Origin of the sequence: Streptosporangium sp. NPDC023963 (assembly GCF_040639135.1) — a bacterium.
Classification (GTDB): domain Bacteria; phylum Actinomycetota; class Actinomycetes; order Streptosporangiales; family Streptosporangiaceae; genus Streptosporangium.
This window is the reverse complement of record NZ_JBEZZK010000016.1, coordinates 211,508-229,449: the sequence shown is the minus strand read 5'-3', so window position 1 is coordinate 229,449 and position 17,942 is coordinate 211,508. Positions and strand designations below refer to the sequence as shown.

The 17,942-nt window shown below is 70.8% G+C and carries 14 protein-coding genes; 5 read left to right on the top strand and 9 right to left on the bottom strand.

Going from position 1 to position 17,942, the window contains the following annotated elements:
- The 3 genes from AB0F88_RS35330 to AB0F88_RS35320 form a co-directional block, all read left to right on the top strand.
- On the top strand, positions 1–423 hold a 423-nt coding region (locus tag AB0F88_RS35330; protein WP_362694469.1), incomplete at its 5' end, for a non-reducing end alpha-L-arabinofuranosidase family hydrolase.
- A 138-nt stretch (positions 424–561) separates the two neighbouring features.
- Positions 562–2,373 carry a family 43 glycosylhydrolase gene (locus tag AB0F88_RS35325; RefSeq protein ID WP_362694466.1) on the top strand — a complete coding sequence of 604 codons (1,812 nt, stop codon included), beginning with the start codon at positions 562–564 and terminating at the stop codon, positions 2,371–2,373.
- 51 nt (positions 2,374–2,424) lie between these two features.
- The gene (locus AB0F88_RS35320) at positions 2,425–4,083 is read left to right on the top strand and encodes a lectin (RefSeq protein ID WP_362694463.1); all 1,659 of its coding nucleotides are present in this window, start codon (positions 2,425–2,427) and stop codon (positions 4,081–4,083) included.
- A 286-nt stretch (positions 4,084–4,369) separates the two neighbouring features.
- Here AB0F88_RS35320 and AB0F88_RS35315 read toward each other — a convergent pair whose 3' ends face one another.
- The 5 genes from AB0F88_RS35315 to AB0F88_RS35295 are packed head-to-tail and all read right to left on the bottom strand — an operon-like array spanning position 4,370 to position 9,356.
- On the bottom strand, positions 4,370–5,434 hold the full coding sequence (locus tag AB0F88_RS35315; protein ID WP_362694460.1) for a glycoside hydrolase family 68 protein: 1,065 nt from the start codon (positions 5,432–5,434) through the stop codon (positions 4,370–4,372).
- Positions 5,431–6,279 (bottom strand): ROK family protein, encoded by an 849-nt coding sequence (locus AB0F88_RS35310; protein WP_362694457.1) that lies wholly within the window; start codon positions 6,277–6,279, stop codon positions 5,431–5,433. The genes AB0F88_RS35315 and AB0F88_RS35310 overlap by 4 nt, the downstream gene beginning before the upstream one ends.
- 2 nt (positions 6,280–6,281) lie before the next feature.
- Positions 6,282–7,106, bottom strand: coding sequence for a carbohydrate ABC transporter permease (locus AB0F88_RS35305; RefSeq protein ID WP_362694454.1), 825 nt, complete (start codon positions 7,104–7,106; stop codon positions 6,282–6,284).
- Positions 7,103–7,993, bottom strand: coding sequence for a sugar ABC transporter permease (locus AB0F88_RS35300; protein ID WP_362694451.1), 891 nt, complete (start codon positions 7,991–7,993; stop codon positions 7,103–7,105). Before AB0F88_RS35300 ends, AB0F88_RS35305 begins: the two co-directional genes overlap by 4 nt.
- Position 7,994: 1 nt before the next feature.
- Positions 7,995–9,356: an extracellular solute-binding protein gene (locus AB0F88_RS35295; protein ID WP_362694448.1), complete on the bottom strand. Its 1,362-nt coding sequence runs from the start codon at positions 9,354–9,356 to the stop codon at positions 7,995–7,997.
- A 107-nt stretch (positions 9,357–9,463) separates the two neighbouring features.
- On the opposite strand from AB0F88_RS35295, the gene AB0F88_RS35290 reads away from it, so the two are divergent.
- On the top strand, positions 9,464–10,486 hold the full coding sequence (locus tag AB0F88_RS35290) for a LacI family DNA-binding transcriptional regulator (protein WP_362694445.1): 1,023 nt from the start codon (positions 9,464–9,466) through the stop codon (positions 10,484–10,486).
- An 87-nt stretch (positions 10,487–10,573) separates the two neighbouring features.
- On the opposite strand, the gene AB0F88_RS35285 is transcribed toward AB0F88_RS35290, so the two are convergent.
- Together AB0F88_RS35285 and AB0F88_RS35280 are read right to left on the bottom strand one after the other, a co-directional pair.
- Positions 10,574–10,936 (bottom strand): CBS domain-containing protein, encoded by a 363-nt coding sequence (locus tag AB0F88_RS35285; protein WP_362694442.1) that lies wholly within the window; start codon positions 10,934–10,936, stop codon positions 10,574–10,576.
- 187 nt (positions 10,937–11,123) lie between these two features.
- Positions 11,124–13,373, bottom strand: a complete 2,250-nt coding sequence (locus tag AB0F88_RS35280) for a molybdopterin-dependent oxidoreductase (RefSeq protein ID WP_362694439.1) — start codon at positions 13,371–13,373, stop codon at positions 11,124–11,126.
- Positions 13,374–13,451: 78 nt separating this feature from the next.
- Between AB0F88_RS35280 and AB0F88_RS35275 the strand changes: the two genes are divergently transcribed.
- The gene (locus AB0F88_RS35275) at positions 13,452–13,904 is read left to right on the top strand and encodes a helix-turn-helix domain-containing protein (protein ID WP_362694436.1); all 453 of its coding nucleotides are present in this window, start codon (positions 13,452–13,454) and stop codon (positions 13,902–13,904) included.
- 271 nt (positions 13,905–14,175) lie between these two features.
- Here the strand turns inward: AB0F88_RS35275 and ligA are convergent, their stop codons facing one another.
- A complete protein-coding gene (gene ligA, locus AB0F88_RS35270; protein WP_362694433.1) occupies positions 14,176–16,266 on the bottom strand; it encodes an NAD-dependent DNA ligase LigA in 2,091 nt (696 codons plus the stop codon).
- Between the two features lie 229 nt (positions 16,267–16,495).
- On the bottom strand, positions 16,496–17,836 hold the full coding sequence (locus tag AB0F88_RS35265; protein ID WP_362694430.1) for a hypothetical protein: 1,341 nt from the start codon (positions 17,834–17,836) through the stop codon (positions 16,496–16,498).
- Positions 17,837–17,942 lie beyond the last annotated feature (106 nt).

The following is a 17,942-nucleotide window of genomic DNA, read 5'->3' as shown; positions in this document are numbered from 1 at the left end:
ATCGGCAACTTCCCCGGCAGCTTCGGCTCCACCTCCACCGTCATCATGAGCGACACCACCAACAACCTCTTCGAAGCGGTCCAGGTCTACAAGCTGGCCAACCAGAACCGCTACCTCATGATCGTCGAGGCCATCGGCTCCCAGGGACGCTACTTCCGCTCCTTCACCGCCACCAGCCTGGGCGGCACCTGGACCCCGCAGGCCGCCACCCAGAGCAACCCGTTCGCCGGCAAGGTCAACAGCGGCGCCACCTGGACCAACGACATCAGCCACGGTGAGCTGCTGCGCACCAACGCCGACCAGACCATGACCGTCGACCCCTGCAACCTGCAGCTGCTCTACCAGGGCCGCGACCCCAGGTCCGACGGTGTCGACTACGGCCTCCTGCCCTACCGGCCCGGCCTGCTGACCCTGCAGCGCTGACACCGTGACAGCCGATCCAGACCGGCTTCCCCTGCCGATCACCCCCTGAACCGGTCCCGGGCGCGGGGGAGGGAGCGCTCACCGCGCCCGGGACCTACCAACACCCCCCGCAAAACACGTTTCAGAGGGAGAAGACAGGTGAGACCTGCTCTGCGCACGGTCCTGTGCACCGTGGGCCTGCTTCTTGCGACCGTGTTGTTCCCGTCCCCGGCCAGGGCGGACAACCCGATCGTGCAGACCATCTACACCGCCGACCCGGCGCCGCTCGTCCACAACGGCCGCGTGTACGTCTACACAGGCCACGACGAGGACGGTTCGACCTACTTCACCATGCGCGACTGGCGCGTCTTCTCCTCCACGGACATGGCCAACTGGACCGACCACGGCTCGCCCATGAGCCTGGCCACCTTCGCCTGGGCCGACGCCAACGCCTGGGCCGGCCACGTCATCCCCCGCAACGGGAAGTTCTACTGGTACGTGCCGGTGCGGAACCGGGCGACCGGCGGGATGGCCATCGGCGTCGCGGTCGGCGACAGCCCCACCGGACCCTTCAGGGACGCGCTGGGCCGCCCGCTGGTCGAGAACGGCGAGATCGACCCGCACGCGTTCATCGACGACAACGGCCAGGCCTACCTCTACTGGGGCAACCCCCGCCTGTGGTACGTCCGGCTGAACACCGACATGATCTCCTTCTCCGGCGGCCCGACCCAGATTCCGCTCACCACGGCGGGGTTCGGCACGCGAAACGGCAACGCCAGCCGCCCCACCCTCTACGAGGAGGGGCCCTGGGTCTTCAAGCGCAACAACCTCTACTACAACGTGTTCGCCGCCGAATGCTGCTCGGAGTTCATCGGCTACTCGACGGCCCCCAGCGCCACCGGGCCGTGGACCTACCGGGGAACGATCATGCCGAGGCAGGGGTCGAGCTTCACCAACCACGCCGGGATCGTCGACTTCGCCGGTAGCTCGTACTTCTTCTACCACAACGGGGCCCTGCCGGGCGGCAGCGGTTACACCCGCTCGGTGGCCGTGGAGAGGTTCGCCTACAACGCCGACGGCACCATCCCGACCATCAACATGACCACCGCAGGACCACCGCAGGTCGGCACCCTCGACCCGTTCGTCCGCCAGGAGGCCGAGACCATGGCCTGGGCATCCGGGGTGGAGACCGAAGCCTCCGGCGAGGGCGGCATGAACGTCGGCTTCATCGAGAACGGCGACCACATCAAGGTCAAGGGCGTCGCGTTCGGCAACGGGGCCTCCTCCTTCACCGCCCGGGTGGCCTCGGGCACCAGCGGCGGCCGGATCGAAGTCCGCCTCGGCAGTGCCACCGGCACCCTCGTGGGCACCTGCACCGTCCCCGGCACCGGCGGCTGGCAGAGCTGGACCTCGGTCACCTGCCCGGTGTCGGGCGCGACCGGCACGCGTGACCTCTACCTCCGGTTCGCCGGCAACAGCGGCTACCTGTTCAACCTCAACTGGTGGCAGTTCGCCCCGAGCGGCGGTGGCGGCGGGAACCTGCTGGCCAACGGCACGATGGAGGACGGCACGACGAGCTGGACCAGCTCCGGCGGCACCCTGTCCTCCGCCACCGATGTGGCTCACGGCGGCAGCCGGTCCCTGCTCAACTCCGGCCGTACGTCCGCCTGGCAGGGCCCGCACCAGAACGTGACCGCGCGGCTCACCAACGGCAAGAGCTACACCACGAGCGTGTGGGTCCGCTCGCAGAGCGGCACCCCCGGCGCGAAGGCGACGCTGACGCTCACCGCGAACGGCACGACGAACTACGTCCAGCTCACCCCGGCCCAGACGGTCAACGCCAACGGGTGGACCCAGCTCACCGGCACCGCGACGGTCTCGTGGACCGGGACGCTGACCAACGCCTCCTTCTACGTCGAGACGGCCGCGGGCACCGACGGCCTCTACGTCGACGACGCCTCCTTCCAGTAGCGCGACCCCCCTGCGCTCGTCTGAACCTGACCCTCACCAGGAGCGACATCCATGAGAAAACAACGAGCACGTGTGCTGCTGAGCCTGGCGGCGCTGGCCGTGGCGCTCACCCCCGCCACCCAGGCGCAGGCCCTGGAGAACGGCGTGGGCCGTACCCCGCCGATGGGGTGGAACACCTGGAACACCTTCGGCTGCAACATCAACGAGACCCTGATCAAGCAGACGGCCGACGCCATGGTCAGCAACGGCATGCGCGACCTGGGATACCAGTACGTCGTCGTCGACGACTGCTGGATGGACCCCAACCGCGACTCCGCCGGCAACCTCCAGCCCAACCTGTCGCGGTTCCCGAGCGGCATGAAGGCGCTCGGCGACTACCTGCACGCCAGAGGGCTGAAGTTCGGCATCTACCAGGCCCCCTTGGACAAGACCTGCGCCCAGTACTTCAATTCCTACCCCGGCGCGACCGGCAGCCTCAACCGCGAGGTCCAGGACGCCCGGCAGTTCGCCGCCTGGGGCGTCGACTACCTGAAGCACGACTGGTGCTCCCCCACCGGCACCATCAACGACCAGGTGCGCATCTTCGCCAAGATGCGCGACGCGCTGGCGGCGACCGGGCGGCCGATCCTCTACAGCATCAACCCCAACAGCATCCACGAGAAGACCGGCCCGCAGCGCAACTGGGGCGACGTCGCCAACATCTGGCGGACCACCGAGGACATCACCAACAAGTGGGACACCGGCCAGACCAACGGCTACCCGATGGGCATCCAGAACATCGTCAACGTCACCGTCCCCCTGGCGGGCTACGCCAAGCCCGGGGCGTTCAACGACCCCGACATGATGGAGGTCGGCCGTGGCGGCATGACCGACACCGAGATGCGCAGCCACTTCGCGCTCTGGGCCATGATGGCCTCGCCCCTGATCGCCGGGAACGACGTCCGGAACATGGACAGCGCGACCAGCACCATCCTGAAGAACCAGAACCTGATCGCCATCAACCAGGACACGCTCGGCCTCCAGGCCACCCAGATCAGCAACGACGGCACGCGCCGCATCCTGGCCAAGCGCCTGAGCAACGGCGACGTCGCGGTCGCCCTGTTCAACCAGGGCGGCAGCACCACCACGATCAGCACCACCACGTCCGCCATCGGCCTGTCCGGCAACTCCTTCGGCCTGCGTGACGCCTGGAGCAACGCCGTCACCTCGACCACCGGGAACATCTCGGCGAGCGTGCCGGCGCACGGCACCGTCGTGTTCCGGGTCAGCGGCGGCACGCCCGACCCCGACCCGACGCCCACCCCCACCCCCACGCCCACCGCGTCCACGACCCCGATCCGGGGTGTGGGGTCGAACCGGTGCCTCGACGTGACCGGCGCCTCGCAGGCCAACGGCACCCTGGTGGTGATCTGGGACTGCAACGGCCAGAGCAACCAGCAGTGGACCTCCACCGCCGCCGGTGAGCTGCGGGTCTACGGCAACAAGTGCCTGGACGTCAACAACAACGGCACCGCCGACGGAACCGGCGTCCTCATCTGGGACTGCAACGGCCAGAACAACCAGAAGTGGCGCTTCAACACCGACGGCACCATCACCGCCGTCGGCGCGAACAAATGCCTGGACGTCGCCGGCAACGCCACGGCCAACAACACCAAGGTCCAGATCTGGACGTGCACCGGCGGCGCCAACCAGCGCTGGAACCGCGGGTGATCCTCTCGTCCGCCGCCCCCTGAAAGGCCGTTCGACGGCCTTGGCGGGCAGAGGTCCCTGACCGCCGGAGCCGAGCCCTGCCGCCCCCTTTCGACCGGGCGGCAGGGCTCGCGCGTTCGTGGTCGGCGGCCTGTTCCGCCGCCCGCGCGAGAGGCCGGGGTTCGCGGAGAGCCTCGACGCGCGGACCGGGGAAGGGCTGCGCGACCGCGCGTGCACGTGGACGGCCGGCGCCCGTCCCATCCTCACCGCGGCGCGGGAACGACGGGATCGAGCGGGTCCCCCGTCCTCAGCCGAGCGGTTCGAGCCGGGTGCGGGGGCCTTCCAGGCGCAGTCTCGACATCGGAGCGGGTGTCCCGCCGAAGTGGGCCCGCTCGGCGGGACCCCGGTAGTCGAGGAAGCTGACCACGCGCAGGTCGTCGAGCACCATCCAGGCGTAGGCCTGGTCGGGCTGGGCCCGCGGGTTCCCGATCACCAGGCCGGAGCCGTTCAGGGGTTCGTAGGGGCCCTCCATCGTCGCGGAGACGAAGCCGTACAGGCCGGTCGGGGCGGCGCCCTCCGGCTCGAACGACTGGCGGTGGGTGCAGAAGAACAGGTAGTGCAGGCCGCCGTGGACCACGATGTGCGGGCGTTCGATCTCGCGGTTGATCCCGTCGGCGACCAGGAGCGGCGGGCGCAGCGGCCGGCCCTCGGACTCCGGGCCGGCCAGCGCGACGGCGCCCATGTGGCGGTCGCCCCACGGGACGGAGGCCGCGATGAGCAGGTGGCCCCGGAACCAGGCGGGGTCGCGGAAGGCCCGGATCCGCCCGGGCCCCCCTTCGTGTTCGTCGGCCGGAAGGTAGAACTCGCCGCCGGAACGTACGATCTCCCGATGCTCGGCCGGTCCCGGCCGTCCGGGTCCCCCGTCGAGCGGCAGGCGCGCCTCGATCACCCGTTGCACGAAGGTCGGCCGCTTCTCGTCGCGGTGCCCGGCCGCGGTGTAGAAGACCGACACGGTGCCGTCCGCACGACGGATCGCCGTGCCGGACCACTCGCGGCTGCCCGGTGACTCCCCGTCGCGGAAGACGTCGCCGAGGTCGGCCCACGTGCCCTCGTCCGGGGTGAGCAGGCGGATGCGGGCGACGTCGTGGCGGTCCTCCGGATGGCCGGTCGCGGGGGCGGTCAGGCCCATCCAGAGTTCGCGGCCGTCGAAGAGGGCCGTGGCACCGTCCTCGTCCTGGATCGGCCACATGTCCCACAGGTCCAGGCCGGGCAGCGCCGTCTCGACGGGGCCGAGGATGGGCGGCGCGGTCGTCGCCGGGTCCTCGGTGATCAGGTCGAGGTGGCGGCGCGTCCACCGGGTCGTCGTGCTCACTCGTTCTCGTTTCCGTTCAGGGCCGCTCGGGCCAGTTCCGCCGCGCCGGTGATCCCGGACAGGTTCCCGAGTCCCGGCGGGGTGATGACGGTGTCCAGGGGGTAGCCGCCGGCCAGTTCGGCGGTGCGGGCCCGGACCAGGTCGAGCAGGCCGGGCCGGCCGCCGACCCCGCCACCGATGATCACCGCCTGCGGAGACACGACGGCGGCCAGGTTGTGCACGGCCAGCGCCAGGTACTCCGCCTCCAGTTCCCACGGCTCGCCGTCCCCGAGCTCCTGGGCGGGCCGCCCCCAGCGCCGCCGCATCGACGTCCCCGAGGCCAGCCCTTCGAGGCAGTCGCCGTGGAAGGGGCACGCGCCGGGGAAGGGATCGCGCGCGGTGTCGTGAGGCAGCCGCATGTGCCCGGCCTCGGGGTGGGTGCGCCCGTGCAGCGGGCGCCCGCCGACGATCACGCCGACCCCGACGCCGGTGCCGACGGTCATGTAGGCGAGCGTGTGCAGCCCCCGCCCGGCGCCGTGGCGCAGCTCGCCGATGGCGGCACCGTTGACGTCGGTGTCGAGCCCGACCGGCACCCCGAGCCCCTCCCGGAAGGGTGTCACCACGTCGGTGCCCGACCAGCCGGGTTTGGGGGTGGTGGTGATGCGCCCGCTCGCCAGGTCGACCGGCCCGAAGGTGGCGACGCCGACCGCCGCCGGGGCGGGATGGCGGCGGAAGAAGGCGACGGCGGCCGGGATGGTCTCGTCGGGGGTCGTCGTCGGGACCACCTCGGTGGCCACGATCCTTCCGTCGGTGTCGGCGAGCGCGCACACCCATTTGGTGCCGCCGGCCTCGACTGCTCCGTACATGGTCATCCCTTCAGTGAACCCTGGAGCAGAGCCGTGACGAAACGCCGCTGGAAGATCAGGAACACCGCGAGCGTGGGTGTCAGGATGAGCAGCGAGCCCGCGCACAGCAGCGGGATGTCGGTGCCCCACTGTCCCTGGAAGGCCCCCAGTGCCCCGGACATGGTGCGTTGCAGCGGGTCGTCGACCAGCACGATGGCCAGCAGGAACTGGTTCCACGTCCACAGGAACAGCAGGATCGCCAGCGACGAGGTCGCCGGGGCGGCCAGCGGCACGTGCACCCGCCAGAAGAGCTGCCAGGTCCCCGCGCCGTCGATGCGGGCGCTCTCGGACAGTTCCTCGGGCATGTTCACGAAGTGGGCCCGCATCCAGAACACCGAGAACGGCATGAACAGCCCGATCAGCGGCAGGATGATCGCCCACCGGGTGTTCAGCACGCCCATGTCGCGCACGAGGTAGTAGAGCGGTGTGATGATGCCCTCGAACGGCAACGTCACCCCCAGCAGGAACGCCACGAAGACGAACCGCCGCCCGGGGATGCGCAGGTGCCCGATGGCGAATCCGGCCATGGTGGCCATGACCAGCGAGATCGGCACCACCCCGAGCACGATCAGCGCGCTGGACGTGAGCAGCTCGGTCATCCGGGCGGCGGTGAACGCGGTGACGAAGTTGCCCCACTGCGGGTCGTCGGGCCACTCGAGACCCAGCGGGTAGCTGCCCGAGGGGTGGAGCGCGGTGACGAGGAGGCTGACGAACGGCATCAGGGTGGCCGCCATCAGCACCAGCAGCAGCACCCGGCCGGTCCAGGCCTCACGACGATCGAAGATCATGATTTGCGTTCCCTGGTGAGCCACTGGATCGGCAGTGCGCACGCGATCACCAGCACGGTGAGGATCACCGCGAGGGCCGAGGCGAGGCCGACCTGGCGTTCGGAGAAGGCCAGGTAGTAGATCTCCAGGCCGGGCACCATGCTGGCGTTGCCGGGCCCGCCCTGGGTCGAGACGTAGACGATGTCGAAGCTGGCCAGCGCGGCCACGACCGTGACGGTGACGCAGACCCCGATCTCCTGCCGCAGGCTGGGCAGGGTGATCGAGAAGAACTCGCGGAAGGGTCCGGCGCCGTCGAGGCGCGCGGCCTCGTACAGGGCTGGGTCGATCTTGCTCATCCCGGCCAGCAGCAGGAGCGTGCACAGCCCCAGGAGCACCCAGGCGCCGATCACCCCGACCGCCGGCAGAGCCGTCGAGAAGTCGCCCAGCCAGGCGCGGGTGATCCCCTCCAGCCCGACGGCCGTGAGGATCTGGTTCACCAGCCCTGTCGAGGACAGCAACCAGCTCCAGGTGATCCCGGCCGCGACCAGCGGGATGACCTGTGGCAGGAAGATGACCGTACGGGCCACCAGCGCGAGGCGGCTGGTGGCGATGCGGCGGATCGTCGCCGCGATGGCCAGCCCGAGCACGACCGGGACCGCGCTGAAGAACACGATCAGCTTCACCGCGTTGAGGATGGAGGCGAACAGGTCGGGGTCGGTGAAGACCCGCAGGTAGTTCTGGACCCCGGCCCAGGTGGCCACGCCGATGCCGTCCCACTTGTAGAGGGAGTACTGCACCGTCATGGCCAGCGGCTGGATCACGAACACGACGTAGAACGCGGCCGCGGGCAGCACGAACACCCATCCGGCCCATCTCGGCCCGCTCCGCCGTCTGGCGGCCGCCTTCATCTCAGCCTCCCTTGACCTGGCTCTGGTAGTCGGCCTGCACGCTCTTGAGCAGGCCTTCGGGGGTCTGTTCCCCGGCCACCAGCTTCTGCAGGTTCGGGGTCCAGCTCTTGGCGTAGATCGCGCCGGTGGCGTTGGCGATGAAGTCCATCGCGCCGTTGTCCTGCGCGATCCGCGCGCCCGCCGCGAGCGTGCTCGCGGTCACGCTGTCCTCGGCCACCGGCGGCATCGGCCCGTCGGCCGGGCCCATCGGGTGGGAGCCACCGACCTGGACGCCGATCGTGCGCGCCTGCGTGTCGGTGGCGACCCAGTCGAGGAACGCGGCGGCGCAGTCGGCGTTCTTGGCGTTCGCCCCGATGCCGAACGCCAGCGGGGCCGACATGGTGGCCCGCTTGCCGCCGGCCTGGGCCGGCGGCATCAGGAAGAAGCCGATGTCGCCCGCCATCTTCTTGTCGAGGTTGCCCGACTCCCAGTCGCCGTTGAACATGAACAGGCCGTCGCCGCCGATGAAGCGGCTCATCATCGTGGCGTAGTCGACGGCGTTGACGTCCTTCCAGAAGTATCCGGCCTTGACCCACTTCTCCAGGTGCTGGGTCGCCTGGAGGTTGGCCGGGGTGTCGATGGTCGCGCCGGGCTTCTGGAAGATCCACTCGTTGATCGGCGCGGGCGGGCCGTAGGAGGCCATCAGGTCCTGGAGCGGGAAGGCCAGGCCGCCGGTCGCGCCGCCGTTGAACTGGGCGATCGGGACCAGGCCCGCGTCCTTGGCCTTGGCCAGGGCGGCGTCGAGGTCGGCGAGGGTCTCCGGCGGGTCGGTCATGCCGATCCGCTCGGCCAGCTTCTTGTTGTAGAACACGCCGGTCATGGAGAAGTTCAGGCCCATGGCGTGGAGGGAGCCCTCACCCCGCACGGCGCCGCCGGGCGCCATGCGCATCTGTTCGAGCTGGGAGGCGGGCCACTTGTCCCAGCCGTAGACCTTGGCGTACTCGTCGAGGTTCTTGAGGAGGTTGTTCTTGACCAGTTCGGAGACCTGGGGAAGGCGCATCAGGTCCGGCGGGTCGTCGGCCAGCACGCGCGGGGCGTTCTGGGTGATCACCGCGAACTGGTCCTCGCGGATGTCCCAGGTGACGTTCGGGTGCTGCTTGGTGAACTCGGCGGTGAGCGCCTTGGGCAGGGGGAATCCGGTTTCGAAGTAGCCCTTCAGCGTGACCGGCGCGGTGCCGCAGGTCGGCGCGGCCGACAACGACGACGCGGCGGCCGTCGGCTGCGCGGTGCCGCTTCCCGGCGCCGCGCAGGCGGCGGCCAGGCTTCCCCCCAGGATGACCACCATCGCCACGCGGCTCCGGCGGGAGTGAACTCGACGAGACATGGTGCGTCTCCCTTTGCTAAATCGGATTAGCGATGCGATAGTCTCACCGCACGCATCCGATGGTGTCAAGGCCCCGTAATCCGGTCGGAATGGTGGAGGTCTCTCCCGTGAGTCGACGTCGGGTCACCTTGGCCGATCTGGCCCAGGCGGCCGGAGTGTCCCGTACCACCGCCTCGCTCGTGATGACGGGCAGGGGCCGTGAGCTGCGCATTTCCCACGACGTCGAGCAGAAGGTACTGCGCGCGGCGGACGAGCTGGGCTATCGCCCGAACGCGGTCTCCGTCGGATTGAGGACCGGGACGACCCGCACGATCGGTTTCGTCTCCGACACCGTCGCGACCTCCCGCCTCGCCGGAGACATGATCAAGGGCGCCCTGGAGGCCGCCCGCGAGCGCGGCGTGATGTTGTTCATCGGCGAGACCGAGGGCGATCCCGAGCTGGAGCGCGGCCTGCTGCACGCCATGCAGGACCGCCAGGTCGACGGCATCATCCTGGCCGCCATGTACACCCGGATGATCAAGGTCCCGAAGGACATCGGCCCCGCCGTGCTGCTCAACGCGCTGCCCAAGTCGGCCTCCGGCCTGCCGTCGATCGTGCCGGACGAGGTCGGTGCCGGCCGTTCGGCGGCCCGGGTGCTCCTGGAGGCGGGCCACCACGAGGACGTCTACCTGATCGGGGCCGGACCGAGGTCGCGCGACGTGCCCGCCGCCCGCGTCGCGGCGGTGGAACGCCTGACCGGCATCGAGGAGGCCGGCCTGAGGATCGCCGGAGCCCGCGTCTGCGCCGACTGGCAGCCCGAGGAAGGCCTGGCCGCGACCCGATCCCTGCTGGCCGGCCACCGGCCCCGGGCGCTGATCTGCCTCAACGACCGGCTGGCCCTGGGCGCCTACCAGGCGTTGAACGACGCCGGGCTCTCGGTTCCCGGGGACGTGTCGGTGGTGTCGTTCGACGACCACCCCATCGCGTCGTGGATGCGCCCCAAGCTGACGACCGTGGCGCTGCCGCACTACGAACTGGGCCGCAAGGCGGTGGAGGTGCTGTTCGCCCAGATGGGCGAGCAGGCCGAGCCCGGCCGGGTGCACCGGGTCGCCATGCCGGTGAGACACCGGGAGTCGGTGGCGCCTCCGTGACCCGCGAGGGATGAGCCGAGGACCTTGATGATCGGGCCGGCGGCCGAGGCGCGGGCGCGGTGGCCCTGCGAGCGCGTCCCGTCCGGCCTAGGAAGACCGGGAAGCCACTCCCCGGTCGGTGCAGAACCCCGTTCGCTTCGATTTCAAGCACAGCAACCCGAGGAGGGCACCACCCGGATCCACGACGGCGAGGCGGCGCCGACCGGACGAGACCATGGCCGCGTGCACCTGGGCGAGACTCTCGTCCGGCCCGACCGTGCGCCCGCCCAGTCGTGCGAACCGCAGCGCGGGCGCGGCGCGGGGAGCCCCGATGAGGTCGCGCCGGTCGAGCGTCCCGCGCAGCGTCGTCCCTTCGACCAGCAACAGCAGGTGGACGTGCGCGTTCTCGAACGCGGCCGACGCGTCGGCGACGGTCGTCTCGACCGGATGCAGCTTGGCCGTACGTATCATCGCTTCCCGAACGGTGCGGCCGTGCGTGTCGACGGGGACGTTCGATACCACTCTCACGGCCTTTCAGCTGCCGGGCGGCCCATGCACGGCCGCGGGTTTCGTCGCGGGCGACGCGGATGCCCTGCCTGCCGGCGGGGGTGGGTCGCGGGGGTGCGGCCCAGGTCCCCCTCCGGCCCGTCGAACGGCCTCACCGGGGTTCGGCGAGCGCCACGAGCCGCGCCGGTACGTGCTTGTGCCAGGGCGTCCCCGCGTAGGCGTCGCGGTCCTGGCTGGAGGTGAGCTCGTTGGGCGCGATCCCGGTGACGACCCGGCCGGCCTCGGGGTCCAGATGGTCGACCCCGAACCCGTTGGGCAGCGAGATGTGCCCGGGACGCATCCGGTCGGTCGGTTCTACGACGACCTCGACGCTGCCGCGCCGGGTGGTCAGCATCGCCCGGTCGCCGGTGGTCACTCCCAGGCGTTCGGCGTCGGAGATCGCGATCCGCAGCGCCCCGCCCGTGTCGCGTCTGCGCCAGTCCGGGTCCCGGATGATCGTGTTGGCGGTGAAGGCACGCCGTTCGCCGGCCGACAGCACGAACGGCCATTCCCGGTCGTCGGCGGGTTCGGGCCGGTCGGCGAGTCCGGCCACCTCGGCGAGGAGCTCGGGGACGTGGAGCTGGATGCGCCGGCCCTTCAGGCGCCGCCAGGTCTCCTCCTGCGCGTCGTCGGTGGTGACCAGACCGTGCGGGCTGGAGATGATCGCGTCGAAGAGCCGCTCACCGGCTTCCAGGCCCTCGCCGTATCCTGCCCGCCTCACTCCCGCAGGGTTCTCCTGGACGAAGCCGTGCGCCGCGCTCCACAGCACCGCCGCGGCCGCGGCGCCGTCGGGCAGTGTCGGCCCGAGCGTCCGGTAGAGCAGTACCGGAGCCAGCCGGGCGAGCTCCGGTCGCGCGCCGAGGGTGTTCAGGAACGCCTCGGCGAACGCCGCACGGCCCCGGGCGGCCGCTTCCCGCAGCGGCTCGACGACCTCCGGGGGCAGCGCGCCCGAGGCCTCCACCAGCCGTGCGTGGATCTCCGGCTCGGGCAGCGGCCCGTCCGGCGGGTCCACGACCGGCCGGCGCAGATGGAAGATGTTGCGCGGGAAGTCGAAGGTGAAGAACGTCGCCTCCCACTTCTCGAACTGGGTCGGCGCCGGGAGCACGTAGTCGGCGAGCCGCGCGGTCTCGGTCATCGCGACGTCTATGACGACCAGCAGGTCCAGGGCCTCCAGCGCGGAACGCATGGCCGGCGAGTCGGCCAGGGAGTGCGCGGGGTTCGCGCTCTCCACCAGCATCGCCCGGTAGCGGGCCGGGTGGTCGGTGAGGATCTCCTCGGCGATCACGTTGCAGGGCACCAGCCCGCTGATGATCTTCGCTCCGGCGACCGGGCTGACCGGCCCCTCGCCGACCCTGTGCCCGCGGTCCCGGGCGATCGGCGCCAGGTTGGAGAAGGCGTACTGCGTGCCCTGCCTGCCGAGGTTGCCGGTCAGCAGCCACAGCAGCCGCTGGAGGTAGGAGACCACCGTGGAGTCGCGGTTCATCTGCACGCCCAGGTCCTCGGTGACCGCCACCGAGGATGCCGAGGCGATCCTGCGCGAGGCCGCCCGGACCAGGTCCTCCTCGACGCCGGCCGTCGCGCAGTAGCGGCTCACCGGCACGGCCGACAGCGTCTTGCGGACCTCGGACAGCCCGTCGGCGTGCTCGGCCAGCCAGTCCTCGTCGACCAGCTTCTCCTGGACGAGGACGGCGGCCATCGCGGTCAGCAGGTAGACGTCGGTCCCGGGCCGTACCTGCAGGTGGAAGTCGGCCAGCTCGGCGGTCTCGGTCCGGACCGGATCGATGACGATCATCGACCTCGCCGGGTCCCTGCCGATCTCCTTGAGCACCGTGCGGGCCCGGGGGAATCCGTGGGACTGGTAGGGGTTCTTGCCGACGAACACCGCGACCTCGCAGTGCTCGACGTCGGAGCGGGTCGGCGCGCCGAGCATGCGGGCGCTCACCCAGAACTCGCCGGTCTTCTCCTGGGCCAGGGCGCTGGAGCGGTATCTGGCTCCGAAGGCCTTCATCGTCGCCGTGGCGTAGGACCCGCCCAGGTGGTTGCCCTGTCCGCCGCCTCCGTAGTAGAAGATCGACTCTCCGGGCAGCGCGCCGAGCCGGGCGGCCACCTCGCCGATCGCGCTCTCCCAGGAGATCTCCTCGAAGGTCCCGTCGGGCCGCCTGCGCAGGGGCCGGGTCAGCCGCTCGGCGCGCCCGTTCTGGTAGCGGTCGAGCCGCAGGGCCTTGTTGCAGGTGTAGCCCTGGGAGGCCGGGTGCAGCCTGTCGCCACGGATCTTGTCGAACGACCCGGACGGGCCGACCAGGATCTCGACACCGCAGTTGCATTCGCACAGGATGCAGGCGCTCGGCCGCCACTCGCCCATGATCAACCCTCTCGATGCTCGGTGAGTTCTTTTTTGGAACTTAGTCAGTTCCGGAAAAGAACTCAATAAACTCCTGGCATGCGCTGGAAGGACATCGGGGACGTCGACTGCTCGGTCGCCCGCACCCTGTCGGTGATCGGTGACCGCTGGACCATGCTCGTGCTGCGCGACGCCTTCCTGGGCGTGCGGCGCTTCGATGACTTCCGAAACGACCTCGGCCTCTCCCGGCATCTGCTGGCCGACCGGCTGGGCACCCTGGTCGAGCACGGGATCCTCGAGCGGCGCCCCTACAGCGAGCGGCCGCTCCGGCACGAGTACAGGCTGACCGCCAAGGGCCTCGACCTCTATCCGGTGATCATCTCGATCGCCGGCTGGGGCGACCGCTGGATGGCGGGCGAGGACGGCCCGCCACTCCCCCTGCGCCACCGGAGCTGCGGCGAGATCATCGCCCCGGCCCTGACCTGCCCCTGCTGCGGCGAACGAATCGACCCCCGGCAGATGACCCCGGTCAGCCGGACGGCGTCACCCTGAGAGCCCCTCATCCGTCGCCGCCGTCGGCGCGACGGGCACGTCAGGTTCTTGCTCGGCGAGCGGGAGTTCCGGCTCGGCGTCGGCGAGGCCGTGGAGTTCGACACCCGGATACCGCACTGGATGGGCAGTGCCACTGGATGGGCAGTGCCACTGGATGGGCAGTGCCGGCAGCGGGCCTCGTCCACCGCGGCACCGGTGGCCGCCTCGTGTGGACGCGACCGCCGCGTAGGTCCGGCTACAGATCCGGCTACAGATCCGGCTGCAGGTCCGGCTACAGGTCCGGCTGCAGATAGGTGGCGACTCGGGCGGCGAATTCGTCGGAGGTGACGACCGGTACGCCGAGCGCCTCGGCCTTGGCGCGCTTGGAGCCCGCGTTCTCCCCGGCGACCAGCAGGCTGGTCTTCTTCGAGACGCTGGAGGAGGATTTGCCTCCGGCGCGTTCGATCAGCTCGTTCATCTGGTTGCGGGTGAGTTCCTCCAGTGCTCCGCTCATCGACCCGGTGACCACGACGGACATCCCGGCCAGCGGCAGCTCGGACGCGCCGCTCGCCTCGGCGCCGGCGCCGGGGGCGGCGGGTGGTGTCCAGCCCGGCTCGGTCATGGTGACCCCGGCCTTGATCAGTTTTTCGATGAGGTCGGCGAGTTCGACCAGCTCCGCCACCACTCCCGGCGCCTTCTTCGGGCCAATGCCCTCCACCGCCTCGATCGCCTCGGCGTCGGCGGCGCGGATGGCGTCCATGCTGCCGAAGTGCCTGGCGATGCGGCGGCTCATGGAACGGCCGGTGCCGCGCACGCCCAGCGCGCAGAACACCCTGCTGAGCGGTTGTGCCTTGGCCCTCTCTATGGCGGCGAGCAGGTTGTCGGTACTGGTCTCGCCCATCCGCTCCAGGCCCAGCACCTGCTCGCGGGTCAGAAAGAACAGGTCAGCGAAGTCGGCGATCAGCCCGGCGTCCAGCATCTGCTGGATACGGTTCTCGGCCAGGCCCTCGATGTCGAGCTGGTCGCGGCCGGCGGCGTAGCCGATGGAGGCGATCACCCGGCAGGCGCGCCCGCGCACGCACCGCCACCGCTCCTGGGAGGCGTCGATCGCGTCGCCGCACAACGGGCAGACCTGCGGGATCGGGATCGGCCGCTCATCGCCGGTGCGCAGGTGCACGACCGGGGCCTCCACCCGGGGAATCACGTCACCGGCCTTGTAGACGACCACGGAATCGCCCAGCATCAGGCCCCGGCGTCCGATGTCGGAGGCGTTGTGCAAAGTTGCGTAGGTGACGGTGCTGCCGTCGAGCACGACCGGCTCCAGCACGGCACGCGGGGCGATGATGCCGCTGCGGCCGACGTTCCACTCCACGCGGAGCAGCTTGGTGATCTTCTCGGTGGCGGGCAGCTTGTAGGCGATCGCCCAACGGGGCGCGCGCGAGCTGAAGCCGGCCTGCGCCTGGTCGGCGGCGAGATCGCACTTGATCACGATGCCGTCGATGCCGAACGGCAGCTCGGCCCGCTTGGCGGCGATCTGCTCGACCCGCTCCTGGATCTGCTCCAGGGTGGTGGCGACGATCCCGCCGACGTCGGTGACGGCGGGGGTTCGCGCCCCCTGGGCGGCGACCCACGCCATGATCTCGCTGTGCGGCAGCTCGCGCAGCCGCGCAGCCGTCTCGGAGGTGTCGCCGGGGTGGCAGAGCGCGCCGTAGCCGAAGAACGTCAGCTCGCACACGTACGGCCGGTCCTGGGCACGCAGCGTGCCGGCGGCGGCGCTGCGCGGGTTGGCGAACGTGGTGCCGTCGTGCGCCTGGCGCTTGGCGCACGCCTCCTCGAACTGCGAGGTGGTCATCATCACCTCACCGCGCAGCTCCACCGTGACCGGCTCGGCCAGCTTCGCGGGCAGTCCCACGATGGTGCCGATCGCGTGGGAGACGTCCTCACCGGCGACGCCGTCGCCGCGAGTCACGAGCTGCGTCAGGCGGCCGTGACGATAGCGGGCCGAGATGGCCAGACCGTCGAGCTTGGGCTCGACGCTCCACGCCTCGACCGGGCGTCCGAGCCTGCGCTCAACCGAGGCGGCCCAGTCGGCCAGCTGCTGGGCGCCGAAGACGTTGTCCAGGCTGAGCATCGGCACGGTGTGCGGCACGTCGCCGACCACGGCGCCACCGGCGACCTTGCCCGTAGGGGAGGTCGCCAGCACCGCCTCGGGGTGGGCTTCCTCGTACGCCTGGATCCCGCGCGCGAGCCTGTCGTAGGCGTCGTCGTCGAGCGTGGAGGTGCCGTCGGCGTAGTACGCGGCGGCGGAGTCAACGGCCAGTTGGACGGCTTCGGCGTAAGCCGTGTCGTCGGCCAGGACAGCGATCGGGGGCTCCTCGGTCATGGTTCGATCATGCTTGACGGCACCGACAATTCCGGCCGGCCGTCCGGCGGGTATGACCTGCTTGTCCTGTGGCCGTCTCGACCCGCTCCACAACGGCGGGGACCGGGTTGCCGGCCCCGCCGTTGTGGAGCGGGCCGGCTTCCACCGCGCTGCCGACCGGGCGGGCCGAGGGGGACGCCGTCCGGCTCCGGGTGCCGGCTCAGGTGAAGCCCAAAGCGCCCCTGCACGTTCAGAACGTCCGCAGCCATCGGCGCAAGCGGTCGACGGTGTGACGCGGTTGCAGCGGAGGGAGGACGCGGCGCAGTTCCTCCTCGGTGACCGGGCGGGCGTTCAGGGTGGCCTGCCGCAGTGTCGTCCCGCCGGCCCGCAGGCCGCCCAGCACCTGCACGTTCACCTCACCGCGCCGCGTCATGTACCCGTGCGTGTCCTCGTGGCGGACGTACGTGAGGCCGGCGCCGTCCGGTGTGCACTCAACGGCGCGGAAGCATACGTCCTCCCCGTCCTCGTAGGTCACGTACAAGTGGATCGCGACGCTCTGCGCTCCGATGCCGGTGCGGTCCGACGGCAGGTAGAGCATGCCCGCAGGGATCCCGGTCGGCTGCCCGGCGTATCCGGGGATCTTCGCCGCGTAGTGGTCGCCGGTCTGCCCGTGGCCGGCGCCCAGTTCGCGGGCGGTGGCCAGGTGCAGGCTCAGCGCCGCGGCCCGCAGCAGGTCATGGTCGACCGACGGGGTTCCCACCACCGTCACGTACCGGCGGCCGACCGGCACCTGGTAGCCGTGCACGATCTCGTTGTTCCGGTACACCAGGCCACCCGGCTCGGCGGTGCAGGAGCCCCATGTCAGGCGGGAGTCCAGGGCGGTGGGCTGCCCGCACATCTTCTCGCCCACCATGAGCCGGTCGTACGCGACGATCGCGATGTGCCGATCGGGCGGGATCGCGTCCGGGTTCCCGGGGAGGAAGCCGCCGTCGCCCAGCCCGCGGCCGTAGTCGCGGCCGCCGTTGGGCCGGTAGCCGGGGACGGCGACCACGTACGTGGTCTCCCTGCGTACGCCGGCGGTCGCCAGCCGTGCCTCGAACTCGTCCGGCGACTCCTGGCGCAGCACCACCACGCCGGCACCGATCAGCACCACGCTCAGCCCCAGCGCGGTAAGGCCGAGCAGCCGTCCACGCAGCGACATCCCGGCCGCCAGGACGAACGGGATCCCTCCGAGAAGGGACGACAGCAGCCCGCTGCGACTCACCCCGAGCCCGGCGACGTCGGTCGCCGCCCAGCCCAGCGCCCATCCGGCGGTTCCCGCACCCAGGACAAGCAGCGCCCAGAGCACCCGGCCGGCGACCGTCGCGCCGAGGGCCGACGCCCTGCGGGTGGCCGTGATCACTACGGTCAGGTGGGCCAGGACGAGCACTGTGCCCAGGAGGGCGAGGAGGACGACACCGCTTTCCCCACCCCCTGTCGCGGCGACCGGCAGGAACCTCCACACCAGTGGCAGCGTGATCGCCCCCACTGCCCAGACCGCACCGAGTTGGGCCATGATGATCGTCGACTTCGACGCCCTCAGTTCAAGCACCGTTCAAGGATGCCGTGAAGGACCGGCGCCGATCACCCGGATCCGGCGGCCCGGCCACGGCTCACCGGAATCCCGGAACGCCCCGCCGGCGTCAAACCGCGCCTCG

Coding starts and splice junctions, on each gene's coding strand:
- AB0F88_RS35275 (WP_362694436.1), top strand. CDS start 13,452: ATGCGCTGGAAGGACATCGGGGACGTCGACTGCTCGGTCGCCCGCACC.
- AB0F88_RS35320 (WP_362694463.1), top strand. CDS start 2,425: ATGAGAAAACAACGAGCACGTGTGCTGCTGAGCCTGGCGGCGCTGGCC.
- AB0F88_RS35310 (WP_362694457.1), bottom strand. CDS start 6,279: ATGTACGGAGCAGTCGAGGCCGGCGGCACCAAATGGGTGTGCGCGCTC.
- AB0F88_RS35305 (WP_362694454.1), bottom strand. CDS start 7,106: ATGATCTTCGATCGTCGTGAGGCCTGGACCGGCCGGGTGCTGCTGCTG.
- AB0F88_RS35300 (WP_362694451.1), bottom strand. CDS start 7,993: ATGAAGGCGGCCGCCAGACGGCGGAGCGGGCCGAGATGGGCCGGATGG.
- AB0F88_RS35295 (WP_362694448.1), bottom strand. CDS start 9,356: ATGTCTCGTCGAGTTCACTCCCGCCGGAGCCGCGTGGCGATGGTGGTC.
- ligA (WP_362694433.1), bottom strand. CDS start 16,266: ATGACCGAGGAGCCCCCGATCGCTGTCCTGGCCGACGACACGGCTTAC.
- AB0F88_RS35285 (WP_362694442.1), bottom strand. CDS start 10,936: ATGATACGTACGGCCAAGCTGCATCCGGTCGAGACGACCGTCGCCGAC.
- AB0F88_RS35280 (WP_362694439.1), bottom strand. CDS start 13,373: ATGGGCGAGTGGCGGCCGAGCGCCTGCATCCTGTGCGAATGCAACTGC.